Origin of the sequence: Streptomyces sp. NPDC000345 (assembly GCF_042898825.1) — a bacterium.
GTDB lineage: Bacteria > Actinomycetota > Actinomycetes > Streptomycetales > Streptomycetaceae > Streptomyces.
The window spans coordinates 337309-360496 of record NZ_JBIAZE010000007.1 but is presented as its reverse complement, the minus strand read 5'-3'; the positions used below and the strand labels follow the sequence as shown (position 1 = coordinate 360496).

At 71.3% G+C, this 23188-nt stretch carries 22 protein-coding genes; 12 read left to right on the top strand and 10 right to left on the bottom strand.

All coding sequences use genetic code 11. The features are described 5' to 3' along the window. Positions 1–57 precede the first annotated feature (57 nt). Positions 58–342: a hypothetical protein gene (locus tag ACFY30_RS19585; RefSeq protein ID WP_390846415.1), complete on the top strand. Its 285-nt coding sequence runs from the start codon at positions 58–60 to the stop codon at positions 340–342. Positions 343–623: 281 nt separating this feature from the next. On the opposite strand, the gene ACFY30_RS19580 is transcribed toward ACFY30_RS19585, so the two are convergent. Next, positions 624–1973, bottom strand: coding sequence for a mucin-1 (locus tag ACFY30_RS19580; RefSeq protein WP_390846414.1), 1350 nt, complete (start codon positions 1971–1973; stop codon positions 624–626). 181 nt (positions 1974–2154) lie between these two features. On the opposite strand from ACFY30_RS19580, the gene ACFY30_RS19575 reads away from it, so the two are divergent. The 4 genes from ACFY30_RS19575 (at position 2155) to ACFY30_RS19560 (ending at position 6508) form a co-directional block, all read left to right on the top strand. Beyond that, the gene (locus ACFY30_RS19575) at positions 2155–3174 is read left to right on the top strand and encodes a LacI family DNA-binding transcriptional regulator (RefSeq protein WP_390846413.1); all 1020 of its coding nucleotides are present in this window, start codon (positions 2155–2157) and stop codon (positions 3172–3174) included. A 79-nt stretch (positions 3175–3253) separates the two neighbouring features. After that, complete coding sequence (locus ACFY30_RS19570; RefSeq protein ID WP_390846412.1) at positions 3254–4597, top strand: ABC transporter substrate-binding protein; 1344 nt, start codon at positions 3254–3256, stop codon at positions 4595–4597. Between the two features lie 55 nt (positions 4598–4652). After that, a complete protein-coding gene (locus tag ACFY30_RS19565) occupies positions 4653–5651 on the top strand; it encodes a carbohydrate ABC transporter permease (protein WP_390846411.1) in 999 nt (332 codons plus the stop codon). Positions 5652–5653: 2 nt separating this feature from the next. After that, positions 5654–6508 (top strand): carbohydrate ABC transporter permease, encoded by an 855-nt coding sequence (locus tag ACFY30_RS19560; protein ID WP_390846410.1) that lies wholly within the window; start codon positions 5654–5656, stop codon positions 6506–6508. 93 nt (positions 6509–6601) lie between these two features. On the opposite strand, the gene ACFY30_RS19555 is transcribed toward ACFY30_RS19560, so the two are convergent. The 3 genes from ACFY30_RS19555 to ACFY30_RS19545 all read right to left on the bottom strand — a co-directional run bounded on the left by ACFY30_RS19555 (position 6602) and on the right by ACFY30_RS19545 (position 12692). Continuing rightward, entirely contained in the window at positions 6602–7942 is a 1341-nt protein-coding gene (locus ACFY30_RS19555; protein ID WP_390846409.1) for a jacalin-like lectin, read from the bottom strand. A 159-nt stretch (positions 7943–8101) separates the two neighbouring features. Further along, complete coding sequence (locus ACFY30_RS19550) at positions 8102–11305, bottom strand: family 78 glycoside hydrolase catalytic domain (RefSeq protein WP_390846408.1); 3204 nt, start codon at positions 11303–11305, stop codon at positions 8102–8104. A gap of 208 nt (positions 11306–11513) precedes the next feature. Continuing rightward, entirely contained in the window at positions 11514–12692 is a 1179-nt protein-coding gene (locus ACFY30_RS19545; RefSeq protein WP_390846407.1) for a S1 family peptidase, read from the bottom strand. Positions 12693–13207: 515 nt separating this feature from the next. Between ACFY30_RS19545 and ACFY30_RS19540 the strand changes: the two genes are divergently transcribed. Next, entirely contained in the window at positions 13208–13606 is a 399-nt protein-coding gene (locus ACFY30_RS19540; RefSeq protein ID WP_390846512.1) for a hypothetical protein, read from the top strand. A 186-nt stretch (positions 13607–13792) separates the two neighbouring features. Here ACFY30_RS19540 and ACFY30_RS19535 read toward each other — a convergent pair whose 3' ends face one another. Together ACFY30_RS19535 and ACFY30_RS19530 are read right to left on the bottom strand one after the other, a co-directional pair. Continuing rightward, complete coding sequence (locus ACFY30_RS19535; protein WP_390846406.1) at positions 13793–15070, bottom strand: MFS transporter; 1278 nt, start codon at positions 15068–15070, stop codon at positions 13793–13795. Positions 15071–15204: 134 nt separating this feature from the next. Then, positions 15205–15423 (bottom strand): FAD-dependent oxidoreductase, encoded by a 219-nt coding sequence (locus ACFY30_RS19530; RefSeq protein WP_390846405.1) that lies wholly within the window; start codon positions 15421–15423, stop codon positions 15205–15207. Positions 15424–15537: 114 nt separating this feature from the next. Here ACFY30_RS19530 and ACFY30_RS19525 point away from each other — a divergent pair, with 114 nt between their 5' ends. From ACFY30_RS19525 to ACFY30_RS19505, 5 genes are all read left to right on the top strand, one after another. Continuing rightward, the gene (locus ACFY30_RS19525; RefSeq protein WP_390846511.1) at positions 15538–16425 is read left to right on the top strand and encodes a LysR family transcriptional regulator; all 888 of its coding nucleotides are present in this window, start codon (positions 15538–15540) and stop codon (positions 16423–16425) included. A gap of 132 nt (positions 16426–16557) precedes the next feature. Continuing rightward, complete coding sequence (locus ACFY30_RS19520; protein WP_390846404.1) at positions 16558–16839, top strand: hypothetical protein; 282 nt, start codon at positions 16558–16560, stop codon at positions 16837–16839. Positions 16840–16843: 4 nt separating this feature from the next. After that, positions 16844–17377 carry a DinB family protein gene (locus tag ACFY30_RS19515; RefSeq protein WP_390846403.1) on the top strand — a complete coding sequence of 178 codons (534 nt, stop codon included), beginning with the start codon at positions 16844–16846 and terminating at the stop codon, positions 17375–17377. After that, positions 17283–18197 (top strand): SDR family NAD(P)-dependent oxidoreductase, encoded by a 915-nt coding sequence (locus tag ACFY30_RS19510; RefSeq protein WP_390846402.1) that lies wholly within the window; start codon positions 17283–17285, stop codon positions 18195–18197. The genes ACFY30_RS19515 and ACFY30_RS19510 overlap by 95 nt, the downstream gene beginning before the upstream one ends. A 103-nt stretch (positions 18198–18300) precedes the next feature. After that, complete coding sequence (locus ACFY30_RS19505; protein WP_390846510.1) at positions 18301–18636, top strand: OsmC family protein; 336 nt, start codon at positions 18301–18303, stop codon at positions 18634–18636. An 827-nt stretch (positions 18637–19463) separates the two neighbouring features. Here the strand turns inward: ACFY30_RS19505 and heR are convergent. From heR to ACFY30_RS19485, 4 genes are all read right to left on the bottom strand, one after another. Next, positions 19464–20246 (bottom strand): heliorhodopsin HeR, encoded by a 783-nt coding sequence (gene heR / locus ACFY30_RS19500; RefSeq protein WP_390846401.1) that lies wholly within the window; start codon positions 20244–20246, stop codon positions 19464–19466. 514 nt (positions 20247–20760) lie between these two features. Next, positions 20761–21792, bottom strand: coding sequence for a TerC family protein (locus tag ACFY30_RS19495; RefSeq protein WP_390846400.1), 1032 nt, complete (start codon positions 21790–21792; stop codon positions 20761–20763). 135 nt (positions 21793–21927) lie between these two features. Continuing rightward, positions 21928–22053: a hypothetical protein gene (locus ACFY30_RS19490; protein ID WP_390846399.1), complete on the bottom strand. Its 126-nt coding sequence runs from the start codon at positions 22051–22053 to the stop codon at positions 21928–21930. After that, positions 22053–22667: a universal stress protein gene (locus tag ACFY30_RS19485; protein WP_390846398.1), complete on the bottom strand. Its 615-nt coding sequence runs from the start codon at positions 22665–22667 to the stop codon at positions 22053–22055. The genes ACFY30_RS19490 and ACFY30_RS19485 overlap by 1 nt, the downstream gene beginning before the upstream one ends. 157 nt (positions 22668–22824) lie before the next feature. Here ACFY30_RS19485 and ACFY30_RS19480 point away from each other — a divergent pair, with 157 nt between their 5' ends. Then, entirely contained in the window at positions 22825–23169 is a 345-nt protein-coding gene (locus ACFY30_RS19480; protein WP_390846397.1) for a helix-turn-helix transcriptional regulator, read from the top strand. Positions 23170–23188: the final 19 nt, after the last annotated feature.

Here is a 23188-nt window from a genome sequence, read left to right as displayed (position 1 = left end):
CCGCCGGGCGGGGAGACGGCGACCGTGTTGCCGGTGGCCGGGGCGAAGCGGTAGCCGGTGGGGCCCACCACGGTCGCGCGGGCGGAGCCGTCGGCGCCGCCCAGCACGGGCGACGTCCGCCGCACCCGTCCGACCGCACACGGCCCGGACGGTGCCGTCGCCGAGGGCGTCACCCACGACCAGCGCCTCTTCCGCGACGCCTGCGCGGCCGAACTCGCCGGCCGTACCGGGCGCGTCACCACCGGCGCGGACGCACGCGCCGCTCTGCCCGGCGCCCTCGCCGCTGCCCGCTCCGTCACGACGGGAAGCCCGGTCCGCGTGGACGAACCGGCTGCTTCCTGACGGTGCGGGCGACGGCCACACCCGGACCGGCGCCCGCCGGGCGACCGGTCCCCGGCGATGGCCGGAACGCCTGCCCGGTTCGGCCTGTCCGGTTCGGCGCCTGCCTGGCTCCGCTCGCTCGGCCCGGCCTGCCTGGCTCGGCCTGCCCGGTTCAGCCTGTCCGGCACGGCCTGTCCGGCTCCGCTCCCTAGGCTTGGCCTGCCTGGCTCGGCCGCCTGGCTGGGCCTGCCTGGCTCCGCCGGCCCGGCTCAGCCCCCCCGGCTCGGCCCGGCCGAGCGGGGTCAGGGGTGTGCCGGGCCGGGCCAGACGGCCGACGCGTCGTCACGGGCGGGGTCGGGAAGGCGGATCGGGCGGACGGGGAGGGTGCGGGTGTCGTCGTCGGTGACCGCGGTCCACGGGGCGGGGTGCCCCGAGTAGCACAGGGTGGTCAGGACGAAGACGCCGTCGGCGTAGACCTCGACGTACTCGCCGACGGTGAGGATGCGCAGCGTCGCCGCGGGACCGGCGAGCACCGTCTCGCCGAGGCGGGCGCCGTCCGGCCCGGTGACCCACAGGTCCTTGCCGTCGCAGCCGACCACGAGGGCGGGCTGCTCGCCCCGCTCGTCGAGGGTGCGCAGGGTGATCTCGACGGGGCCGGTCATGGCGAGGTCGCCGACCGCGTGCAGGCCGGGCCGCAGGGTTTCCTCGCCGAGCCACGCGTTCAGGCCCGGCCACCACTCCAGGCGCGGTGCCCCGTCCTCGGGTGTGACCAGGAGCTTCGGCTGGGCGAGCATGCCGCGGCAGCGCTCCCCGGCGTCGGTGAGACCGACCCGCCGGGGCGTGGTGTGCAGCACGACCCGGGAGCCGTCGGGCGCGGCGACGACACGGGGGGCGTAACTGCCGGGGGGCCCGAGGGGGCCGCGCCGCGTCCACGGTCCCCGCAGGCTCGGGGCGGTCCATGACTCGAAGCCGCGGGTCGCTCCGATGGAGCCGAGCAGAAGCCAGCTGCCGTCGTCGAGGCGCTCCAGGACCGGGCACTCCAGCTCGTCGACGTCGCCCGGCGAGACGAGCGGCGGCTGGACCGTCCACTGCTCCAGGTCGTCGGAGGTGGCCCAGGCGACGCAGCCGCCGACCTCGACCGGCAGCGAGGCGTCGGCGGCGCAGACGACCATCACCCAGCCGTCCGTCTCGTCGTCGCGGACCACGAAGGGGTCGCGCCAGGCCATCCGCTCACCGGTGCGGTACCAGCGCGGGTCCGCCTCCACGACCGGTGCGGTGCCGTGGCGCCGCCAGCCGGTGCCGTCGGTGCGGTCGGAGTACGCCAGCCCGACCGACTGCAGGGGCCAGCCGTCCGCCGTCAGCGCGCCCACGCCCGTGTAGAACATCGCCATTCCCTCGCCGTGCCGGACGGGGTGCATGGTCCACACGGCCTGCTGGTCGAAGCGGCCGGGCAGACCGACGCCGAACGCGCTGCCCTGCGGCCGCCAGCCGACCAGGTCGGTGGAGGTGGCCCGGCCGTAGGAGGTCTCCATCCGCAGATGGTCGAACCCGGCCGTCCAGGGCCCCTGCAGATGCAGCACGGTGTAGGTGCCGTCCTCGTTCCGCAGCAGGGCGAAGTCGTTCACGCAGAGGCCGGGCGGGGCGTATCGCATGCACAGTTCCTGTCGGCTCACAGCGCCCAAACGCGTGCGCTGACCATCGATCAAAACGGACTCACTTTGGAATCGGCCCAAGTAAATATGAACGCAAACGCTTGCGCAACAAGGTGGACGGGTTTACGGTCACGTCACTCACAGATCACACCGACGTGAAAACTACGGGAGGAACCACCCCGTGACGGCCAGCATCAACGACGTCGCCCGCGCCGCCGGCGTCTCCGCCTCCACCGTGTCCCGCGCCCTGCGCGGCCGGCCGGGGGTCTCCGACGAGGTGCGGGACCAGATCAACGCCGTCGCCGCCCAGCTCGGCTACACCGCCTCCCGCTCCGCCTCCAGCCTGGCCAGCGGCCGGACCTACACCATCGGGGTCCTGGTCCCCTACGTGGGCCGCTGGTTCTTCGGCACCGTGCTGGACGCGGCCGAGAAGGTGTTCAGCGCCGCCGGGTACGACGTGCTGCTGTACAACCTCGGCTCGCCGGAGACACGCAAGCGCTTCTTCACCAAACTGCCGGTCCGCAAGCGGGTGGACGCGGTGCTGTCGCTGATCATCCCCGAGGAGGGGGAGGCGGCCGCGCTGCGCTCACTGGGCGTGCCGCTCGCCACCACGGTCGGCGGCACCCGCCCCGGCTTCACCGTCGTCGGCATCGACGACCGGGCCGGCACCGAGAGCGCCGTACGGCATCTGGTGAACCTCGGTCACCGCCGCATCGGAATGATCAGCGGGGCCAGCGGGCCGCTGCACTGGACCACCCCCATCGAGCGCCGCAACGCCTACCTGGACGTGCTGTCCGATGCCGGGATCACCCACGATCCGGCACTGGAGGCCGACGGCGACTACACCGTCGAGGGCGGTGAGCGGGCCATGACCGAACTCCTGGCCGCCTCCCGCCCGCCGACCGCCGTGTTCGCCCAGTCCGACGAGATGGCGATGGGCGCCCTGCGGGCGCTGCGCCGCCACCGGCTCAAGGTCCCGGACGACGTGTCCGTCGTCGGCTTCGACGACCACGAACTCTCCGACGTGGTCGGCCTGACCACCGTCGCCCAGCCGGTGGCCGAACAGGGCGCCGAGGCCGCCCGGCTGCTGCTGCACCAGCTCGACGAACCCGCCGCCGAGCCGGCGGGGCACGTCCAGATGCCCATCCGCCTCGTCCTGCGTGAGACCACGGCCCCGCCCCGTCCGCGCGGACCGCAATAGCCCCCCTGAGCCCCACACCCCCACGCGTCGCAAGCACATCCGTACCACCACCCTCGCCACAGCACGGAGGCACGCCATCATGAGCTCGACCAGCAGAAGGTACCGCCGCACAGCCTGTACGGGACTGGCTCTCGTCCTGCCCCTGGCGGCACTGGCCGCCTGCGGCGGGGGCGGCGGCACCGACGCCGCCGCGGAGGCCGGCAGCGGAAAGGGCACCATCAGCGTGTGGGCCCACCAGGGCCAGAAGAGTGAGGACGCCGCCGTGCAGGCCGCGGTGAAGTCCTTCAACTCCTCGCAGAGCGACATCAAGGTCGAGCTGAAGCTGATCCCGGGCAACGACTACACCAAGACCGTCACCGCCACGAGCGCCTCCGAGCTGCCGGACGTGCTGGAGTTCGACGGCCCGACCATGGCGAACTTCGTCTACAACAAGAAGCTCGCCGCCCTCGACGGCTACGTCTCCGCCAAGACGATGTCCAACGCCACCGACGCCGCCAAGTCCCAGGGCGAGATCGGCGGCAAGCACTACGGGCTGGGCATGTACGACTCGGGCCTCGGGATATACGGCAACAACAAGCTGCTGGACGCGGCCGGGATCGACTACCCGACGAGCGTGGACGACGCCTGGACGGCGGAGGAGTTCACCGCCGCGCTCAAGGCGCTCAAGGCCGAGGACGCCGACGGCAAGACCCTCGACATCCAGGAGAACAACGGTCTCGCCACCGAGTGGGGGACGTACGGCTTCGCCCCGGTCGTCTGGTCGGCGGGCGGCTCCCTCCTCAAGGACGGCAAGGCGGAGGGCGCCCTCGACACCCCGGCGGCGGTCTCGGCGCTGAAGACCTTCCAGTCCTGGAAGACCTACGTCGACCCCAACACCGACGGCAACGCCTTCGCCGACGGCCGCGTCGCCCTGAGCTGGGTCGGCCACTGGATGTACCCCACCTTCAGCAAGGCCCTCGGTGACGACCTCGTCGTCCTGCCGCTGCCCGACTTCGGGAACGGCACCAAGACCGGCCAGGGCTCCTGGGCCTGGGGCATCGGCGCCGACACCAAGAACGCCAAAGCCGCGGGCGCCTTCCTCGACTACCTCCTCAACGACACCAACGTCACCGCCATGACGACCGCGAACGGCGCCCCGCCCGCCACGAAGAGCGCGCTCGCCGCGAGCCCGCTCTACAAGCAGGGCGGCCCGCTCCAGCTCTTCGCCGACCAGCTCGCCAAGCCCTGCGGCGACAGCGACATCACCCGGACGTGCGTCGCCGTCACCCGCCCGGTGACCGCCGGATACCCGACCGTCACCGCCAAGTTCAGCGAAGCCCTCAACTCCGTCTACAGCGGCGCCGACCCCGAGAGCGCCCTGTCCAAGGCCGCCCGCGCCATCGACCAGGACTTCTCCGACAACGCCGGCTACAAGATCCCGTAGGACCAACGGCCGGGGGCGGGCCCGCGTCCGCCCCCGCCGGGAACAGGACCCATCCGTGACCTCCGTAGAACCGGCGCACGCCGCGCCTCACGCTCGGGAGAAGGCCCCACCCGTGACCGCCGTCAAGCCCGCGCGTCCGGCGCGCTCCGTGCGCAAGGACCGCGACTGGTTGCACGGACTGCTCATGTCCACGCCCGCCGTCGCCGGACTCATCGCCTTCGTCGGCATCCCGTTCGGCTACGCCGTCGTCCTCTCCTTCTACAACGTCCGCCTGGGCTCGCCGCTCGCACCCACGTTCTTCGGACTGGAGCAGTACCGGCGGCTGTTCACCGACCCCGACCTGTCCGGTCCCTTCCTGCGCGCCCTGCTGAACAACCTGACCTTCGCCGTAGTGGTCGTGCCCGTGCAGGCGGGCCTGGCACTCGGGCTGGCGATCCTGCTCAACCGCAAGCTCAAGGCGATCGGGGTCTTCCGGTCCCTCTTCTTCATGCCGGTGGTCTTCCCCATGGCGCTGGTCGCCGTGATCTGGCGGCTCATCCTCGCCCGCAGCGACCAGGGCATGCTCAACTCCGCACTGCACGCGGTGAGTTTCGGCAACTGGGGCGCCTTCGACTGGCTCGGCGACTCCGCCACCGCGATGGCCTCGGTCATCGTGCTGTCCGTCTGGCAGGGCGTCGGCTTCCAGATGGTCATCCTGCTCGCCGGCCTCCAGCAGATCCCGGGCGAGCTCTACGAGGCCGCCGAACTCGACCGCGCGAGCCGCTGGCAGCAGTTCCGCCACGTCACCCTGCCCGGCATCCGCGGCACCCTCGTCTTCGTCGCCATGCTGACCTCGGTGCTCTCCTTCCGGGTCTTCGACCAGGTCTACGTCCTCATCCGCGGCGGCGGCCTCGACGAGGACGCGGCCCGCACCGTGATGTACCAGGCCGTCACCACCGCCTTCGACCAGAACAACGTCGGCCAGGCGTCCGCGATCACCGTCGTCTTCTTCCTGATCGTCGTCGCCCTGACCCTCATCCAGCGCCGCGTCGTCCGGCCCGACAACGAGGACTGACCATGAGCACCGACACGGGCCTCACCCGTCCGCCCCTGCGCCGCTTCCTCGACTACGCCGTCCTCTCCGTGCTGGCGTTCGTCTTCGTGCTGCCCGTCCTCTACCTGTTCATGGGCAGCCTCAAGCCGTCCGACGAGGTGCTGAACGGCCTCTCCGGGTTCCTGCCCACCCACCTGTCCTTCGACAACTACACGGCCGTCCTCGACAGTCTCGACTCCGACAGCACCGGCTACTTCTGGCGCTTCATGGGTGTCTCGCTGCTGCTGGCGTTCGTGGTGGTGACCGGCGGCCTGTTCGTCAACTCCATGGCGGCGTACGGGCTGTCACGGCTGAGGTGGCGCGGCCGCGACGCCGTCTTCACCCTGGTTCTGCTGCTGATGCTGGTCCCGTTCGAGTCGGTGGCCGTCCCGCTCTTCTACATGTTCAACGGCCAGCGCAACACGCTCTTCGTCCAGGCCGTCCCGTTCATCGCCAACGCGTTCTCGGTCTACCAGTTCCACACGTTCTTCCGCTCGATCCCGCCGAGCATCGAGGAAGCCGCCCGCCTGGACGGCGCGGGACCCTGGCGCACCTTCTTCGCGATCATCGTGCCGATGTCGAAGCCCGCCTTCGCCTCGGTGGCCATCCTGACCTTCCTCACCCAGTGGGGGTCCTTCCTCTGGCCGGTCCTGATGGTCTCCGACCCCTCGGTGCGTCCGCTGCCGCTGGAGATGAGCGTGTTCCAGGCCCAGTTGCCCCCGGACTGGGGCCAGATCCTCGCCTTCGGCGTCCTCCTCGTCCTGCCCGTACTGATCGTCTTCGCCTTCTTCCAGCGCTGGTTCGTCCAGGGCGTGGCCAGCTCCGCCGTCAAGGGCTGAGCGGGTCGGCGCGGGGCACGGCCCTGTGCGCGTCGAGCACCTCGTGCGTCGTGGGTGCGGTCGGTGCGCGCAGGGCCATGCCCGTCGGCCGGTTCAGCGCCGGGTGTAGATGAAGCCGATCTTGTCGACCTCGTCCCCGGAACGTCCGTGGAATCCGGCGATCTGCCAGCCGGAGGGGGCGGTACGGGTGACGCAGTCGGAGGTCGTGCTGCCGCCGGCCAGGGTGTTGCCGAGGTTGGTGGTGAACTTGGCGTAGAAGATGCGGGTATGGCCGTCCTTCTGGCCCTGGCACAGATAGGCGGTGGTCACGTACTCGCCGCTGCCCAGGGTCAGTGAGGAGGCGGTGCCGCCGGTGCCGCCGTGGGCGAGCCTGGTGCCGCCCGTCAGGGTGAGGCTCATCTGGTCGACGCGGGAGCCGGAGCGCAGGGCGACGGTGGTGGCGCGGGCGCCGGCCGGGACGCTGTCGATGTCGTTGAAGTAGGAGCTGTGGGGCCCGCCGAACTGCTCGCTGAGCTGGAAGGCGGAGTTGCGCGACCAGGAGAAACCGACGGTGATCGGGTCGTGGTCGGAGAGCATGAGCCCGGCGTCGGTGAGGAACTTGGCGTGCTCGTTGTTGTACGAGGTCGCGGTGAGCGAGACGAGTGTGCTGCCGCGGTAGAGGACCTTGTCGACGACCTCGCAGGTGTTGGGGACGGTCGTCCCGGTCTGGTCGCAGACCAGGGCGTCGCTTCCCTTGGCGGGCGCGGTGCCGCCGCGGATCAGCTGGACCCAGGCGTCGGTGAGGCCGTTGGCGGCGGCGAACTCGGCGATGGTGTCGCCGCTGCGGGTGTAGCGGGTGTTGGTGTCGCCCATGACCACGACCGCGTTGCCGGCGGAGTGCGTGGCGATGAAGTCGGTCAGCTGGGCGAGGTTGTCGGCGCGGGCGGCGAGGTCGTCGGCGTTGGTGCCGGCGTTGGTGTGCAGGTTGTAGAAGTCGACGTAGACGCCCTCGGCGAGGCGTTCGCGCATGAAGGTGAAGCCCTTGGGGGTCAGGCAGTCGCCCGAGCCGTAGGTGCAGGAGTTCCAGCCGACCCGCTCGAAGTCGTCCGCGTCGTAGGCCGTCTTCGACAGGGTGTTGAGTCCGCTGCCGATGCCGGCCCCGCCGCTGGTGGCGGTGCGGTAGGCGTGGGCGGTGTCGGCGGCGTAGAGGTAGGCGTGGTAGTTGAAGTCCTCCTGGACGTGGACGACGTCGTACGGGGCTATCCGCTGGCCGATCGCCGTGGTGCTGGACTCGCGGGGCGTCGGCGCGCTGGAGATGGCCTCGGGCAGGCCCGCCACGTTGTAGCTGAGCACGCTGAACGTACCCGAGTCTGCGGCCGCCGCGGACGGGGCGGCCGCGGTGAGCCCGCCGAGGGCGGCGGCTGCCGTCGCCAGGCAGGCGAGGAGTCTGCGCATGGGGGTGTGTCTCCTGGGGAGGGAAAGCGGTTGTGGTGGGAACATGCCAGAAGTTACCGCTGGTTACCCCAGGCGTGTCGAGAGTTTGGGCGTTCTTTCGCAGGAGTTCTCCGCGACGGCGGCCAAGCGGGCCCCGGGCCGTGACCCGGGGCCCCGCCGTCAGGAACCCGTGCGCTCGACCTCCGCCGTGCCCGAGCCGAGGGGCCCGATCCGCAGCACCGTACCGGTGAGATCGGTGAACGGGCGGGCCTCCACCCGCCCCCGGCGGCCGGGTGCCGTCGCCGTCACCCGGTACCGGGCCGGGTCCGCGTCGCCGATCTCCACCTCCAGCACGGCACGGGAGTTGGGCGGCACCGTCACCCGTGTCGTATGGGCACCGGCCGAGCGGTGCACGGCGATGTCGACCGGGCCGCGCACGGACGGCACCGTGCCCGCCACGTCGGTCAGGGCACCGGTCCTGGGGCGGATCAGGAAGGCGGCCGCGCCGGGGGAGGTGACGCGGACGCCGAGCACGTGCCGGGCGATGGCGTTGGCCGGAGCGGATGCCCAGGCGTGGGAGAGCGTCATGTTGGACTTCAGCGCGGGATCCCAGGCCTCCGTGACGATGGTGGCCTTCAGCTCGTCGAGCATGTGCAGCCACGAGTGGGTGGCCGTGGAGGTGAGCAGCGCGAGCGCGGCGTCGGCGCGGCCGAGCCGGAAGAGGGCGTCGAGGAGGAACTGCGCCCCGTACACGCTCGTCCGCATGCCGCCCGCGGCGAGGGTGTCCCCGAGCCGGGTGCGCACCTCGTCGTCGAGGGCGTCGGCGATGCCGAGCGCGACCGGGAAGGCGGTGGCGTGCTGGGCGCTGTGGGTGGTGCCCTCGCCGTCGAGGAAGCGGCCGGCCGTGCTGTCGAGCAGGGTGGCGCGCATGGCCGTGGCGAGGGTGTCGGCCCGTGCGCGCAGGGCCGTGGCCTCGTCGTCCCGGCCCAGCGCGCCGGCGCACTCGGCCAGGGCGTCGAAGGCCGCGTACTGGAAGGCGTTGACGACCGTGTTGACGTTCGTGAAGACGTACCCGTCCCGGCTCGCGGCCGGCCAGTCGACCAGGTCGCCCAGGTCCTGGCTGGTGCTGCCGGGCGCCTTGCGGACCAGCCCCCGGGAGTCCAGGTGGGCGGTGAGGTTCTTGGCCGCGAGCAGGTCGTAGTCCTTGGCGAGCAGGCGGTCGTCGCCGGTGGCGAGGTAGTCCTCCCAGGCGGAGAGCGCGCACATCAGCCGGTACTCGGTGGGCCAGGTGCCCTGGCGCACCAGGTAGTCGTTCGACCAGCGGGCCAGGGCGTAGGAGCGCTGGACGCCGTACTCGGAGAGCTGGTTGATCAGCGCGTCGCCCTCGTAGGGGCCGCGTTCCCGGGTGGGGGTGTCGGTGTAGAGATCCCCGCGGGTGGCCTCGATGGAGTACCGGCACAGCTCCCAGACCCGGTTCAGGGCGGGGTCGGAGCTGTGGAAGGAGGCGTCCGTGTCGTCCCAGTCCAGACGCCAGGCCCGCCCGGTGACGAGGGCCGCGGACAGGTCCAGCGACGTGCGCAGTTCGGCCCAGCGGAAGCCGCGGTATCCCCAGTGCTCGAAGCGCTGGCCGCCGTCGCGCAGCGTCCACACCTCGCGGTAGGTGTTGGTGGCGCGCAGCTGGTACCTGACGGTGCCGTCGGCGTTGAGCTCCTCACCGAGGCGCACCTCGACGGTGTCGCCCGCGGCGCCGGTGACCTCCAGGGCGAGCCCGCCGACGATCTCCCGGCCGAGGTCCACCAGCCAGCGGCCGTCGGCGACCCTGGTGACGGAGGCGGGCGTGACGTCGTGGAGCCGTACCGGCTCGATCTGCGCCGGCACGAGACCGGCGATCGCGGTGCGGACGACCGGGGTGAGCCAGTCGCCGTCGTCGAAGCCGGGCGAAGTCCAGCCGACGGGCTCCTGCCGCAGGTCCCAGTACTCCTGCGGGACGGTGTAGTAGCTGCTGCCCGCGCTGCCCTTCGCCGGCAGCAACCCGGCCTGGCGGCGCGCCTTCCAGTGGTCCCCCGAGGCGACCGTGGTGCGGCTGCCGTCGGTGTAGGTGATCTCCAGCTGGGCCAGGAACCTCTGTTCCGACGTGGTCCAGCACAGCGCGGCGAGCGCGTTCGCCCCGCCGTCGCGCACGGTGGAGGTGAGGTCGAACGCCTGGTACGCCGTGCCGGTACCGGACCGCACGGAGGCGTACCCGGCCACCGTGCCGTTGCTCCACACCTTCGCCACGTACTGACGGGCGGGACCGGGCGAGGTGGCGGCGACGTAGAGCACGGCGGCGGCCACCTTCTTCCCGGTGTCGGTGGCGTACTCGTGCCGCAGCAGCGCCCAGGTGTCGTCGACCCCGTAGGAGGAGAGCGAGGAGGCCCCGGCCGGGAAGGTGAGCGTGCCGCCGGAGACCGTGCCCGCGGAGAAGGTGCCCTTGTCGGAGGCGAAGTCGTCGTCGAGGAGGACGGTGCCGTCGGCGGCGGTGAAGCTGACCCGGTCGTAGACCTGGGACTCGGTGGAGCCGTTGCGCAGGCCGATGTTGCCGGAGGCGTAGCGGGTGTCGGTGGTGGTGTCCACGACGGCGCCGTCGACGGTCGTGGTGAAGGTGGAACCGCGCGTGGTGACGGCGAAGTCGACCCATTGTCCGGTGGCGACGGCGAACGGCAGCCGTACCTCGCCGAGGACGGTGTACGTGCCGTTCACGCACACGTGCTTGCGCAGGACGCCGGGGCTGCCGGCGCGCAGTTGCCACATGTAGTTGTACGAGGTGCTCGTGGCACGGAACCACAGCCCGGCGGCCACGGCGGTGATCTTCAGGCGCGCGGAGACGGTGCCGTCGGTCATGACCGGCCCGGCCGGCACCCAGATCGGCTCGGCCTGCCACTCGTCCTCGACCGAGGTCGCGAGCAGGGCGGGCTTCGACCAGGCGGACCGCTTGTCGCCCCAGCCGGCGACCCGCCACCAGTAGGCGGTACGGGGCCGCAGCGGCGGTCCGGCGTACGGTACGGCGGTGGAGTCGGCGGACTTCCGCTTCCCGGAGTCCCAGACGATCCGCCCGTCCTCGAAACCGTCGGGGGTGGCGGCCAGTTGCAGCTGGTAGGCCTGCTGGAGGGTACCGGCGCCGAAGTCGGGCACCTGCCAGCTGAACCGGGGGCGCTCTCCGGCGCTCGTGGCGAGGGCCCGCGGCAGCAGGTCGGCCAGCGTACCGGTGGGCGCGGGGGGCCTGCCGGGCGGTGCGGCGGCACGCGGCCCCTCGGCTGCGGACGCCGCGGGGCCGGCCAGCACGACCGAGGCCGCGGTGGCGCCGCCGAGCTGGAGGAGTCTTCGACGCGACAGATCCCGGGACATGTGCACCCTCGGTGTGTGAAAGGTTTCAATCAGATTTTCCGGAGGCTAAGGCTCCGCGCGAACACGGTCAATGCTTCGGTCTGAATTGGATCTACTGAGGGTGTGAAACGATTTAGGTGGGAGAGGGGTGCGCGTCCCGGTGCGGCGACCGGGCGCGGGCCGGCCGACCGGGACGCGCGTGACTCCTCCCGAGGTGATGCGTGCGCGGTCAGTAGGTGTGCAGGGTGAGTCCGTAGCGGCTGAGGATCTCGTTCACCGGCTGGAACCACGTCTCGCCGCCGCCGGAGCAGTTGCCCCAGCCGCCGGAGGTGACCCCCTGTGCCTGGTCGCCGCTGATGAACGACCCGCCGGAGTCGCCGGGTTCGGCGCAGACGCTGGTCTTGGTCATCTGGTACACCGCGCCCTGGCTGTAGTTGACGGTCTCGTTCCTGGCCAGGACGGTGCCGCAGTGCCAGTGCGTGGTGGAGCCGGAGCGGCAGACGGAGGCGCCCACGGGAGCCTCGGCCGAACCGCGGACGAGCTGGTCGGACACCGTGCCCCAGCCCAGTACGACCGGTACGGTCCACCAGCCGCTGCCCACGTTCACCCAGGCGTAGTCGTCGCCCGGGAACGAGGAGCCCTGGAAGGCGCCGACGTAGGTGCCGTCCCAGCCCCGGACGCCCGCCCCGGCCCGACCGCAGTGTCCGGCGGTGACGAACCCGCCGTACACCGAGAAGCCGATGGAACAGCGGACGTTGCCGGTGTAGTACGGGTCGCCGCCGACCGTGCCCGCGGCGAAGGTGCGCGGGGCCGAGGTGACCGTCTCCACGGTGACCGGGCCGGCGGCACGGGCCCGCGTCAGGAACCGCTGGACATCGTTGTCGGAGCGTCGGTCGCGGACGACCGTGACCACGACGGCGTTCGCCTTCGGGTCCACGTGCCAGCCGCCCACCGCCGACGGTGCGGAGAGCTCGTCGATGCGGGACTTCGCCGCGTCCAGCCGCCGTGCGCTGTGCTCGACGACGCGGACACCGGCCCCCTTGGCGCGGATCGCCGCGCGGGTGGCCGGCGAGGACTTCGCGGTGACGGCCACCGTGAGGCGGCCGTCGGCGGCGTCGAACCACGACCCCGCGTAGGTGGCACCCGCCGCACGGCGCACGGCGGGTTCGAGTGCGGTGGCGGTCTGTTCGGCCGCGAGCCGGGCTGTTGCCTCTTCCTCGGTGAGTCCGAACTCCCGCTGCATGGCGTGGAGCAGACCGTCCGAGGCGGGGGCGTCGCCGGTGGCCGGCGTAGCGGAGGCCGTGGTCCCGGTGCCGCTCGCCGCCGCGGGGACGGCGCCCGCGCCGCCGAGTCCGGCGAGTGTCAGGAGTACGGCCAGGCCGACGTGCTTGAGCCTCGTGCGTCTCATGGGAGTTGCCCTTCGTCGTTCCAGTGAGTGGGGGTGGAACAGCGGTCGGGTGAGAGCGCTCTCAAGTGTGCGCGGCAGAGCCTAGCCCGACGAGAGTGTCAGGTCTATGCCAATGCGGGGCTCGATTTCGGCGGGCCGGCATCGGCCCTGGTGCCGGGGCCGATGCCGGTCGAAGGGACGCCGGCGCGTCAGCGGTTGCGGATGGCGGTGGTGGCGAGGAAGCCGGTCGCGGCGGCGGTGATGAGAGCACAGACGGCGAGCAGCGCGGTACGGCGCATGGGACGACCTTTCCCTAGGGGGTGGAGGGGTGCCCTGTACAACGCCGCTCATGGCGGAGTCGGCTTGCCCCGGCCGCGTTTGCCACCCGCATGGACGCGCTCTGCCGGTCGGGGGGCCCCGGCTCGCCCGCCTCCGTGTCATCCGGCCTTGGGGCTGGTGGGCCCGCAAGTTCAGGAGTCGCGTATGCGCCGCAGCCGCCGGTCGATCGTCACCCTGTGTCAGTGCTCTGCGGCATGATGACCGCCATGGACACCGAGATACTTGTAGACGTCTGGCAGCGGCTTCTCGCTGACCCTCGCACGTCGTGGGTGCTGTTCGAGCATGGCACTTGTGTCGTACTGACCGCTCCGGAAGGGGAGCTTGCCGAACAGGCCACCGAGATCCTGAAGAAGTTCGGCCCTGCGCATGCCGGATCTTCGGCAGGAGACTTCGGGGTGATCGACCCCGAGGACGTCGAGGGATGGGTCGTCACCGGGCATCACAACGACGTCCTTACCTATGTCGGCCCCGATGAGCCTCAGGATCAGTCGCAGATCAGTGTCGGCCTGTTCGGACGTTCCAAGCGTCACCGGGACGGCACCGCTCTCCACGTCGTCCATGTCGAGGACAGACGAGGCCCAGCGGACCCGGCATGAGTACCGCGCTTTCATCGCTGGTGGTCGCCGGGGGCGTATCGACTCCGTGTTCCTCCGGCTTCGGTGACCAGACGGGTGGCGGCCTTGTCGTGGTAGCCGAGCGCCTTCGCGATGACGGGAGCCGGGGCCTGGAGGACGAGTCGGCGACGGTGATGTCTGGAACAGGTATCTGGTGGTTCATCCGGCTCATCGGCGGTAGGCGGTAGCGGCGACGGCGGGCAGGAGGGAGAGGGAGAGGAAGCCGCCGGTGAGGGCGAGGGCGGGATAGCTGGTGGCGGCGACCATGATGCCGGAGGTCATGCCGCCGGTGGCGCCGGCGATGGCGATGGAGACGTCGACCAGGCCCTGGGTCTTGGCGCGGGTGGCGAGCGGGACGGTGTCGGTGATGATCGCGGTGCCGGAGACGAGGCCGAAGTTCCAGCCGATGCCGAGCAGGGCCAGAGCGAGCGCGAGGAGGGCGATCGAGTCACCGGGGGCCGCGGCGGCGAGGACGCCGGATGCCAGGAGGGTGATGCCGCAGGAGGCCGCGATCTTCATGCGGCCGTAGCGGTCGACGAGCCAGCCGGTCAAGGGGGAGGGCAGGTACATGGCGCCGATGTGGATGGCGATGACGAGGCCGGAGGCGGCGGTGCCGTGGCCGTGGTCGCGCATGTGGACCGGCGTCATCGTCATGATCGCGACCATGACGAGCTGGCTGAGGACCATGACGAGCGCACCGATGACCACGCCTACGAGGCCGTCCGCCGAGGCGCTGTCGGTGGCGGTGGTGGCGGTGGTGACCGGGGCGGTCGAGGTGTCGTCTTCCTCGGCCTCGGCCAGGGTGCGGGCCATCAGCAGGGGGTCCGGTCTCAGCCACAGGGCGAGGACGAGTGCGGCGAGCGTGTAGGCGGCACCGGAGAGCATGAACGGACCGGCGAGGTTCGGGATGCCGAGGTGCTCGGCGAAGGTGCCGGTGGGGGCGGCGAGGTTGGGTCCCGCGACGCCGCCGAGGGTGGTGGCGACCAGGACGGTGGAGACCGCGCGGGCGCGGTGGCCGGGGGCGGCGAGGTCGGCTCCGGCGTAGCGCGCCTGCAGGTTGGTGGCGGTGCCCGCGCCGTACACGAACAGGGCGAGGAACAGCAGGACGGGACTGTCGAGGACGGCTGCGGCGATGACGCCGGCCGAGCCGATCGCCCCAGTGAGGTATCCGGCGGCCAGGCCGGGGCGTCGGCCGCGGGCCTGGGAGATGCGGCCGACGGTTACGGCCGCGAGGGCGGATCCGGCGGTGAGCAGGGCGCTGGGCAGGCCGGCGAGGGCGGTAGTGCCGAGCATGTCCTGGGCGAGGAGCGCGCCGACGGTGACGCCGGCGGCGAGCCCGGCGCCGCTGAGGACCTGGGAGGCGACCAGGACGCGCAGGACGCGCCGCTGTGCCTGGGCCGGGTCGGTTATGAGGGGCGTCGTTCCGGCGGGTGCGGTGCTGGTCATCTCTCTCTTCCGGGACGGCGGTGTCGCGATGTGTGAGGAAGCCTGGCACGGCCGAGGAGCGCGGCACCGCGTGCGGTGAGTCGTACGGAGTCCGCGCGCCGATCCGCAGCCGCTCCGGGCGTCGGTCCGGTGGTTCACCTGCTGGGTGCGGTGATGCCGAGGGTGACATCGTTCGCGCCGGCGGGCACTGCGAGGACGCTCTGCGCCGCGCGCTCTCCGGCGGCGAGGGCGCCTTCGATGTGTCCGGCGTACGCGGTCGCCGTCTCGGTCGACGCCCAGTGCAGGCGGCCGTCGAGCGTCGGCCGTCGGTAGAGGCGGTGGCCGAAGAGCGAGTAGTCGGTGAGGTGCTGCACGGTGGACTGGGCAATATAGCTGCTGGTTATGCTGCATGAGCAGGAGTCCAACCGTAGGCGGAGGCAGTCGGGCCCGGTAGGGGACCTCAGTGAATGGAGCGATAAGCCGTGGCTATGACGATGGACCGCCTGAATGTCGAAGGGCTCAGGTATGCGCAAGCGGTCGCGCAGACCAAGTCGTTCAGCGCCGCCGCGCGGGCGTACGGGGTCACGCAGCCCGCTCTGTCGAATGGCATCGCCAAGCTGGAGGAGCGTCTGGGCGACAAGCTGTTCGACCGCTCGCCGCGCGGTGTGACGCAGACCGCGTTCGGCGTCCGGATCCTGCCGCTGATCGAGCGTGCCCTGGTCGCGCTCGACGCTGTCGCGGCGGAGGCACGGCGCCTGACCGAACCCGGCGAGCAGAAGATCCGCATGGGCGTCTCGCCCCTGATCGGCTCGCACCTGGTCGCCCGGGCGTTCAGCATGGTCCAAGGCCTTCCCACGCCGCGCGATCTCGTGCTGCGCGAGGCGAACATGCGCGACCTGCGCGAATGCCTGCTTGCCGGCCGACTCGACATCATCCTGATCCCGGCCGTAGCCGCGATGCCGCGCTTCGAGCACCGGGTCATCGACGTCGAGCCGATCGTCGTCGTCAGCCCCGACACGGCGGAGGCGACCCCCGTCGAACTCGCGGAGGCCGGCAAGGAGCGGTTCATCCTTGTCCCCGACACCTGCGGCCTGACCACCTTCACCACCCAGCTCTTCCAGGCGCACGAGATGCCCCTGAACACCTATCCGGGTGAGGCCGCCGGCTACCGGGTCCTGGAGGACTGGACGAAGCTCGGCCTGGGCTCGGCGATGGTCCCCCGCTCCAAGCTCACCTCGCCCGACGTCTGCCACCGCCCTCTGCTGGACCAGGGCCGCGAGGTACAGATCTCCTTCGAAGCCGTCTGGAACGCCGACTCCCCGCTCGGCCCGGACCTGCTCCGTCTCGCGGACAGTCTCGCTGCCGCCCGACCCTAGGGTCATACGCGGTGCTTATAGCCTGATTCAGAGAGATCCTCTACCGGACCCTTCCCGAAATGCCTAACTTGGCAGGCACGTTGCGGCACTCGCCGCTCCGTCCCCTCTCCGCCAATCGAGTGAGGCATAACCATGGCGTATCTCGAGATCACGCTGCAGGTGGATCCGGCCAACCGCGTCGCGGCCGCGGGCGTGTACGAGAAGTACAAGCAGCCGTTCCTCGACACCATCCCCGGCGCCACCAGCAAGGAACTCCTCGTCCGCGACGAGGACGTCCAGGTCCTCCACGGTTTCCGGACCGTCGCCGATGCCAAGGCGTACCTGGCGAGCGACCTGTTCACCCGCGATGTCGTCGGCGGCCTGTCCCCGCTGCTGAAGGCCGCCCCCGCCGTGCGCCTCTACGACACCGCCTGAGCCCGTGCACGAACTCACGGCGCTGCTGCGCGAATACGACCGTGCCCGCGCCTACACCGACGAGCTGTGGCAGGACCTCACCCCGGACGAGGTGACCTGGCGTCCGCACGAGGACTCCAGCGCCATCGGCTGGCACCTGGGCCACCAGGCCCATGTCGCCCACTTCATGATCCGTAACCTCACCGCGGCCGAGCCCAGCCCGGACCCGGAACTCGACGGGCTCATGGACTCGGCGAACCCGGAGAAGTTCCGTGGCACGCTGCCCACCGTCGAACGGCTCGCCACCTTCCGCGACACCGTCGCCGAACGGGTCCACGCCCGTATCGGTGACATCGCCGCCGGCAGGGTCGGCGCCCCGGCCCAACTGACCATCGTCGCGAACCACCTGCTGGTCGCGCTGATCAACCACGAGTACCAGCACGACCAGTGGATCAGCGAGGTCCGTGCCGACAACCTCGGCCACGCGCTGCCGCCCGATCCCGAATCGGACCGGCTCAGCCGCGTCGACGGCTACCTCGTCTGCAACCCCTACGCCTGATCCCCTTCACGCCGCACCGCCTGAAACAGGAGCACCACATGTCCAGCAACACCCTCGACTTCACCGGCCAGAAGGTCATCGTCATCGGCGGCACCAGCGGCATGGGCTACGCAGTCGCCCGTCATGTCCTCGACGCCGGCGGCACCGCGTCGTCACCGGCCGAAGCCAGGCAGGCGCCGCCGAGGCCGAGGCCGCCCTGTCCATCCACGGCAAGGCGTTCGGCCTGGCGGCCGACCTGGCCGACCCGGCCGCCGTCGACCGCCTGGGCGCCACCCTGACCGAGGAGCACGCCGACGCCACCCTCCTCGTCAACGCCGCCGGTGTCTTCGCCCCGAAGTCCTTCCTGGAGCACACGGGTGAGGACTACGACCGCTACCAGGCCATCAACCGCGCCTTCTTCTTCCTCACCCAGACCGTCGCCACCCACATCATCGCCCGCGGCGCGAAGGGCTCCATCGTCAACATCGGCTCCATGTGGGCCCACCAGGCCATCGCCGCCACCCCGTCCTCGGCGTACTCGATGGCCAAGGCCGCACTGCACTCCCTCACCCAGCACCTCGCGATGGAACTCGCCTCGGCCGGCATCCGCGTCAACGCCGTCGCCCCCGCCGTCGTCCGCACCCCGATCTACGAGGAGTTCATCCCGAAGTCAGACGTCGACTCCGCCCTCGACGGCTTCGACGACTTCCACCCGATCGGCCGGACCGGCACCCCCGACGACGTGGCCGCCACCGTCGCCTTCCTCCTGTCGGACAGGACCGACTGGGTCACCGGCGCCGTCTGGGACGTCGACGGCGGCGTCATGGCCGGCCGCAACTGACTCGCTCCACCCGCTCGGCACGCGGCCTCCGGACGGTGACGCCCGGAGGCTTCCCTGCCATGCGCACCCGACCTCATCGGTTCGCAGGCGTCTTCCGGCTGAGCTGCCCGGCCGCCCGCGACAGACGGATGGCAACGGCACCGCCTGTGGAGGGCCGCCCGCCCCTGGTCAGGCGTACCGAAGCGCACTCGCCTCCGCGCAGGGTATCGAGCTCAAGACCTACCGTCTGGAGCTGGAAGGCGATATCGACCTCCGTGGCTTCCTCGGCGTCGAGCCCACGATCCGCCCCGGCCTTCAGCAGGTGCGCGTCCGTCTCCACGTCGACGCCCCCGACACCCCCCGCGAGCAGCTCGACGAACTCATATCCCTCGTCGAGAGCCGCTCGCCCATTCGAGACACCTTGGTCAGCCCGGTCGACGTCATCACCACGCTCGCCTGAGCGCAGGCCGGACATCGTGCCAAGGCCCCGCCGATGCGCTGCATCGAACAGGCAGGTGCGAGCGGGGCGTCCACACTCGAGGCGGGGGGGGGGGGGGCCCGGGGGGGGGCCGCCCCCCCCCGCGGGGGGGGCCCGCGCCCGCCCCGCCCCGTCGGCCCCCGGCCCCCGGGGGGGGGCGGGGCTGGGGTGGGGGGGGGGGGGGGCCCCCCGTGGGGGGGGGGGGGGGCGGCCGGGGGGCCCCCCCCCCCCCCCCCCGGCGGTTCACACGACCAGCGCCACCCCAAAACGGAGTCTGCGGCGACGCCATCCTGTTCGATGCCCCTGACCCCCAGCAGGCCGGCTGCTGCCGCGGCTCGTGACGACCTCGGCACCCGAGGCGTCGGACCCGCGCCCCGGAACAGCGGCCCGGTCCCGGCCCCGCGGCCCCCGTCTGCGCCTCCCAGATCTTGAGCCGGGGCGTCGTCTGCCGCGCCCTTCCCGTCCTCAACCCCCCGAATGCAGCGGCCGGGTGCGGAGTTGAATCGGTCTGAGTATGTTCGCCGGCGACGGCATTGCGCCGGCCGCCGCTGTCGGCGGCCTGTGTCGGCTCGGCGGTCCTCCATGCCCACGCGGCTGATGTCGGTCACCGTGCCTCTGTACTGCTCTCCGTGCCCGGCCTGGGTGTCGAGGCCGTTCTCGCGCCGCGTTGCACGGAGCTGCCGCTCACGGAAGGGAGGGCAGTGCGCCGGGTCAGGTGGTGATCCGACCCCTGACTTGTTGACTCGGCTCCCAGGCACACAGTCTGCCGATGCGTCAGCTGCACCGTTCAAACGCAGGTGGAAAGAGGTTCAGTCAGCCAGCGAGCCGGTGAAGATCTGCCACGCCAGGAGTGACTTCGCCACGAGGCTGAGGACCAGGTAGGCCTTTTCACCGTATGCGTAGTCGGACCACCGGCCGACTCCGCGGTACTGGAGCCACTGGTTGAGACCGAAGCTGAAGAAGAGGGCGGCCTGGACGAGAACGATTCCGTACACGAAGCCGGGGACGGTTTCGGCCGCGACGATGTTGTACGCGATCGAGACCCACGGCGTGACGCCGACCATCGTCCCGAACCAGAACGGCAGCATCGTGGTCCTCGCCCGCCCCGGCGGGTTCATCACCTCCTCGAGCCAGCCGAAGAGAATCATCCCGACGTTGGCACCGACGACGGCGATGACGGCATTGAGGCTGGTAATGCCGGCGTAGAAGCCGATGAGGAGCACCATCAGGGTCGCGCTCAGCGCGTACTCCAGCCACCGGAAACGGTTGATGCCATGTCTGAGGTCGCGTTCGTAGATGCCGCGGCACACCGTCGCCGTCAGCAGGTGGTCCACTGCCGCGAGGATGAGGAAGACAGCGACGGCCCAGCCGATCGGCACGTCGAACAAGGCTTCCGGGGCGGGCGCTGCCGTTCCCGGTGGCCCCTCGGGAACGGAGGAGGTGACGGTGATCGAGAAGCTTCCGGCGAGCAGGACGATGGCCATGGCTTGGAGCAGGTGCAGCAGCGTGAGCCCCAGGTTCCACCTGCGGAGCCCGGCGAGGCGCTCGGCGGTGACACCCGTGGCCACCGCTGTGCCGTCCTCTCGCTTCACAGTTCCTCCCCAGTGGCCGGCGCCGCGCGGTACGTCAGCATGGTCGTACCCGGCCGGCCGGGAATCACGGCAGTCACGCCACCGCCCCGCCGGAAAGTCGCCCGAGTGGCGCCCGGGAATCCGCCGTACCCGCTGGTCTCCGGGACGGCCCGCGGACCCTTCCCCACCGAGATCTCCCCCGGGACGGTGTGGCTGCGGTTGCGCAACGACCACAGCGGCTCGCTGTGCTGGGACACCGCCCGCAGGACAGTCCCCCAGAACCCTGATCTGGAGGCTTCCGGCGCCCGGTGTTGTTCTGCGCGGCTCGCGCACCCGACTGGCCGGGTGGGGGGAGGGGCACGGGAGTGATCACGGTCGTGGCACCGATGCGGGCGGCGAACCGCGCCAGGGTGCGGGCGGGTAGGCGGTGAGAGGGGCCGGTGCGGGCGGGCAACAGGACGATGGCAGGGTGTGCACGGCGGCGGTGCGGTTTCGGCGAGCTGGACGTCAGGGTGCCGGCCGGGGGCGAGGGTGATCATGAGGGGGGTCCTTCCGTGTGGTGCGAAGGAGTGGAGGATGCGGAGCGGGTGCCGCCGGCCGGTGCGGGCTCGGTGCGGTCAGGGGTGCCGTCGCCGTCCTGGCCGCGGGTGGCGACGAGGGACCAGACGATGGACACGGTGATGGTGACGGCGATGACGCCGAGGGTGAGGGGGATGGGCAGCTTGCCGACGGGGGTTTCGGACAGGATGAGCTTGACGCCGGCGAAGGCGAGCAGGACCGCGAGCCCGTAGTGCAGGTACTGGAAGCGGCGCAGGAGTCCGGCCAGGCAGAAGTACAGGCTGCGCAGGCCCAGGACGGCGAAGGCGTTGGCGGTCCATACGATGAACGTGTTGGTCGTGATGGCCAGGACGGCGGCGACGGAGTCGACGGCGAAGATGAGGTCGGTGGCCTCGATCGCGACCAGGACCACGAACAGCAGCGTTGCGATGCGCCTGCCGCTGACGCGGACGAAGAACTTGTCGCCGTGGAACCGCGGATCGGTCGGGATGAGTCTCCTGACCAGGCGGACGACCGGGTTGCGGTCGGGGTGGACTTCCTCGTCCTTGGAGACGGCCATCTTCCAGCCGGTCCAGATCAGGAACGCACCGAAGAGGTAGGCGGTCCAGAAGAACACCTGCAGCAGCCCGGCGCCGATGAAGATGAACACCAGCCGGGCCGCCAGCGCCCCGAGCACCCCCCAGAACAGCACCTTGTGCTGGTAGGCGTCCGGAACGGCGAAGAACGAGAAGACCAGCGCGAAGACGAAGACGTTGTCGATCGACAGGGCCTTTTCGATCAGATAGCCCGCGTAGTAGGTCGATGACGCCTCGCCGCCTTGCCAGGCCCAGAGGATGAGGCCGAAGCCCAGGCCGACGGCGATCCACAGCCCGCTCCACAGCGCGGCCTCGCGAAAGCCGATCACGTGGTTGTCGCGGTGGGCGATCAGGTCGACGGCGAGCATCACGCCGATGCCGACGGTGACCGCGGCCCACACCCACAGCGGGACGGCGAACGACAGTTCATTCATGGTTGATCGGCTTCCTTGGACGGAGAGGACACGGAAGGGAAGAGGAGGGGGCGGGTTCCGGGCCCTGGCAGACATACGGAGGGAGAGCCGGGCCCGGGCCGCCGGTGCGACGTCACATAGGCGCTCACCTCCCGGTTACGCCGGTCGCCGGGCGGTGGTGCGGCGGCGCGGGCGCATCGCGAGCACGACGCACACACCGCCGACGGTCAGGTCCACCAGCGCCGGCAGCCACCACGGCGCGAGCGCGGTCAGCCCGTCCATCACGCCCCCTCAGCCACCGGTCGGGCGGCAGTGGGAAGGCGGCGCCGGGCGAGCGTCCACACGTTGCGCACCCCGGCCGGGGACAGAAAGGCCGTTCTCAGGCCGGCGCCGGCGACGGGCACCGTGGACCGGGTGGGGGCGACGGCGTAGACGAAGGGCCCGCCGCGTACGGCGGAGGCTCCGATGAGGCTGTGCGCGTCCAGCCCGGCCGGGCCCCGGCTGGAGGCGACCACCAGCGGTGAGTGGTGCCGGGCGGCCAGGGCCAGCACCCCGCCCGCGGCCGGCATCCGCGGCTGCCCGCCGCCCTCGGCCGGGACGCGGTGGGCGACCGGGATGCAGCCGACCCCCGCGCTCCGCAGCCGGGGCAGCACCCGGGCCAGGACCACCCGGGCGGCCTGCGCGTCCGCGCGGGAGCGGTGCGGGATCTGCTGGTGGGGCAGGACGGCGACCAGCAGCACCGGTGCCTTGCGAGGGGCGGCCAGGCGGACGGCGGCGTCCACCACGGCGAAGTCGTCGGGCCGGCCCGTCACCAGCGCGGTGACCGGATGCGGCAGGGACAGCGGCAGCACCGGTGCGCCGGTGGCGGCGGGGCGGGGCGCGGTCTGGGTGGACATCGTGGCCCCCTTTCAGCGGGGTCGAGGGGGAGTGGGGGTGCGTTCAGCGTCACGCGCCTCTTTGATTCCCGTCGAGAGTTACGCGAAAACTTTTTCGCCAATACCTTTTCGCGAAAGGTTCTTGGTTATGCGAAGGCGGCTTCGTATGATGAAGGTCATGGCCCAGCCCTCTGCCGCGCGCGGCGACCATTGGACGTTCCTGACCAATCACGCCCGCGTCCTGATCGCCCTCGCCCGCGACCCGGAAGCACGCGGACGTGACGTCGCCGACCTCATCGGCATCACCGAACGTGCAGTGCAGCTGATCGTCGCCGACCTCGAAGCGTCCGGATATCTCACCCGCACCCGGGTGGGCCGCCGCAACCGCTACACCATCGACCCCACCGTCGCCCTGCGCCATCCGACCGAGTCCGACCACCCCGTCGGCGATCTGCTGGCCACCTTCCTGCACCGCGAGGACACCCCCGCCGCCGCTACCGACACGGAGCGCGCCACCTCGTAAGGCCACCTGCCCGGCAGCC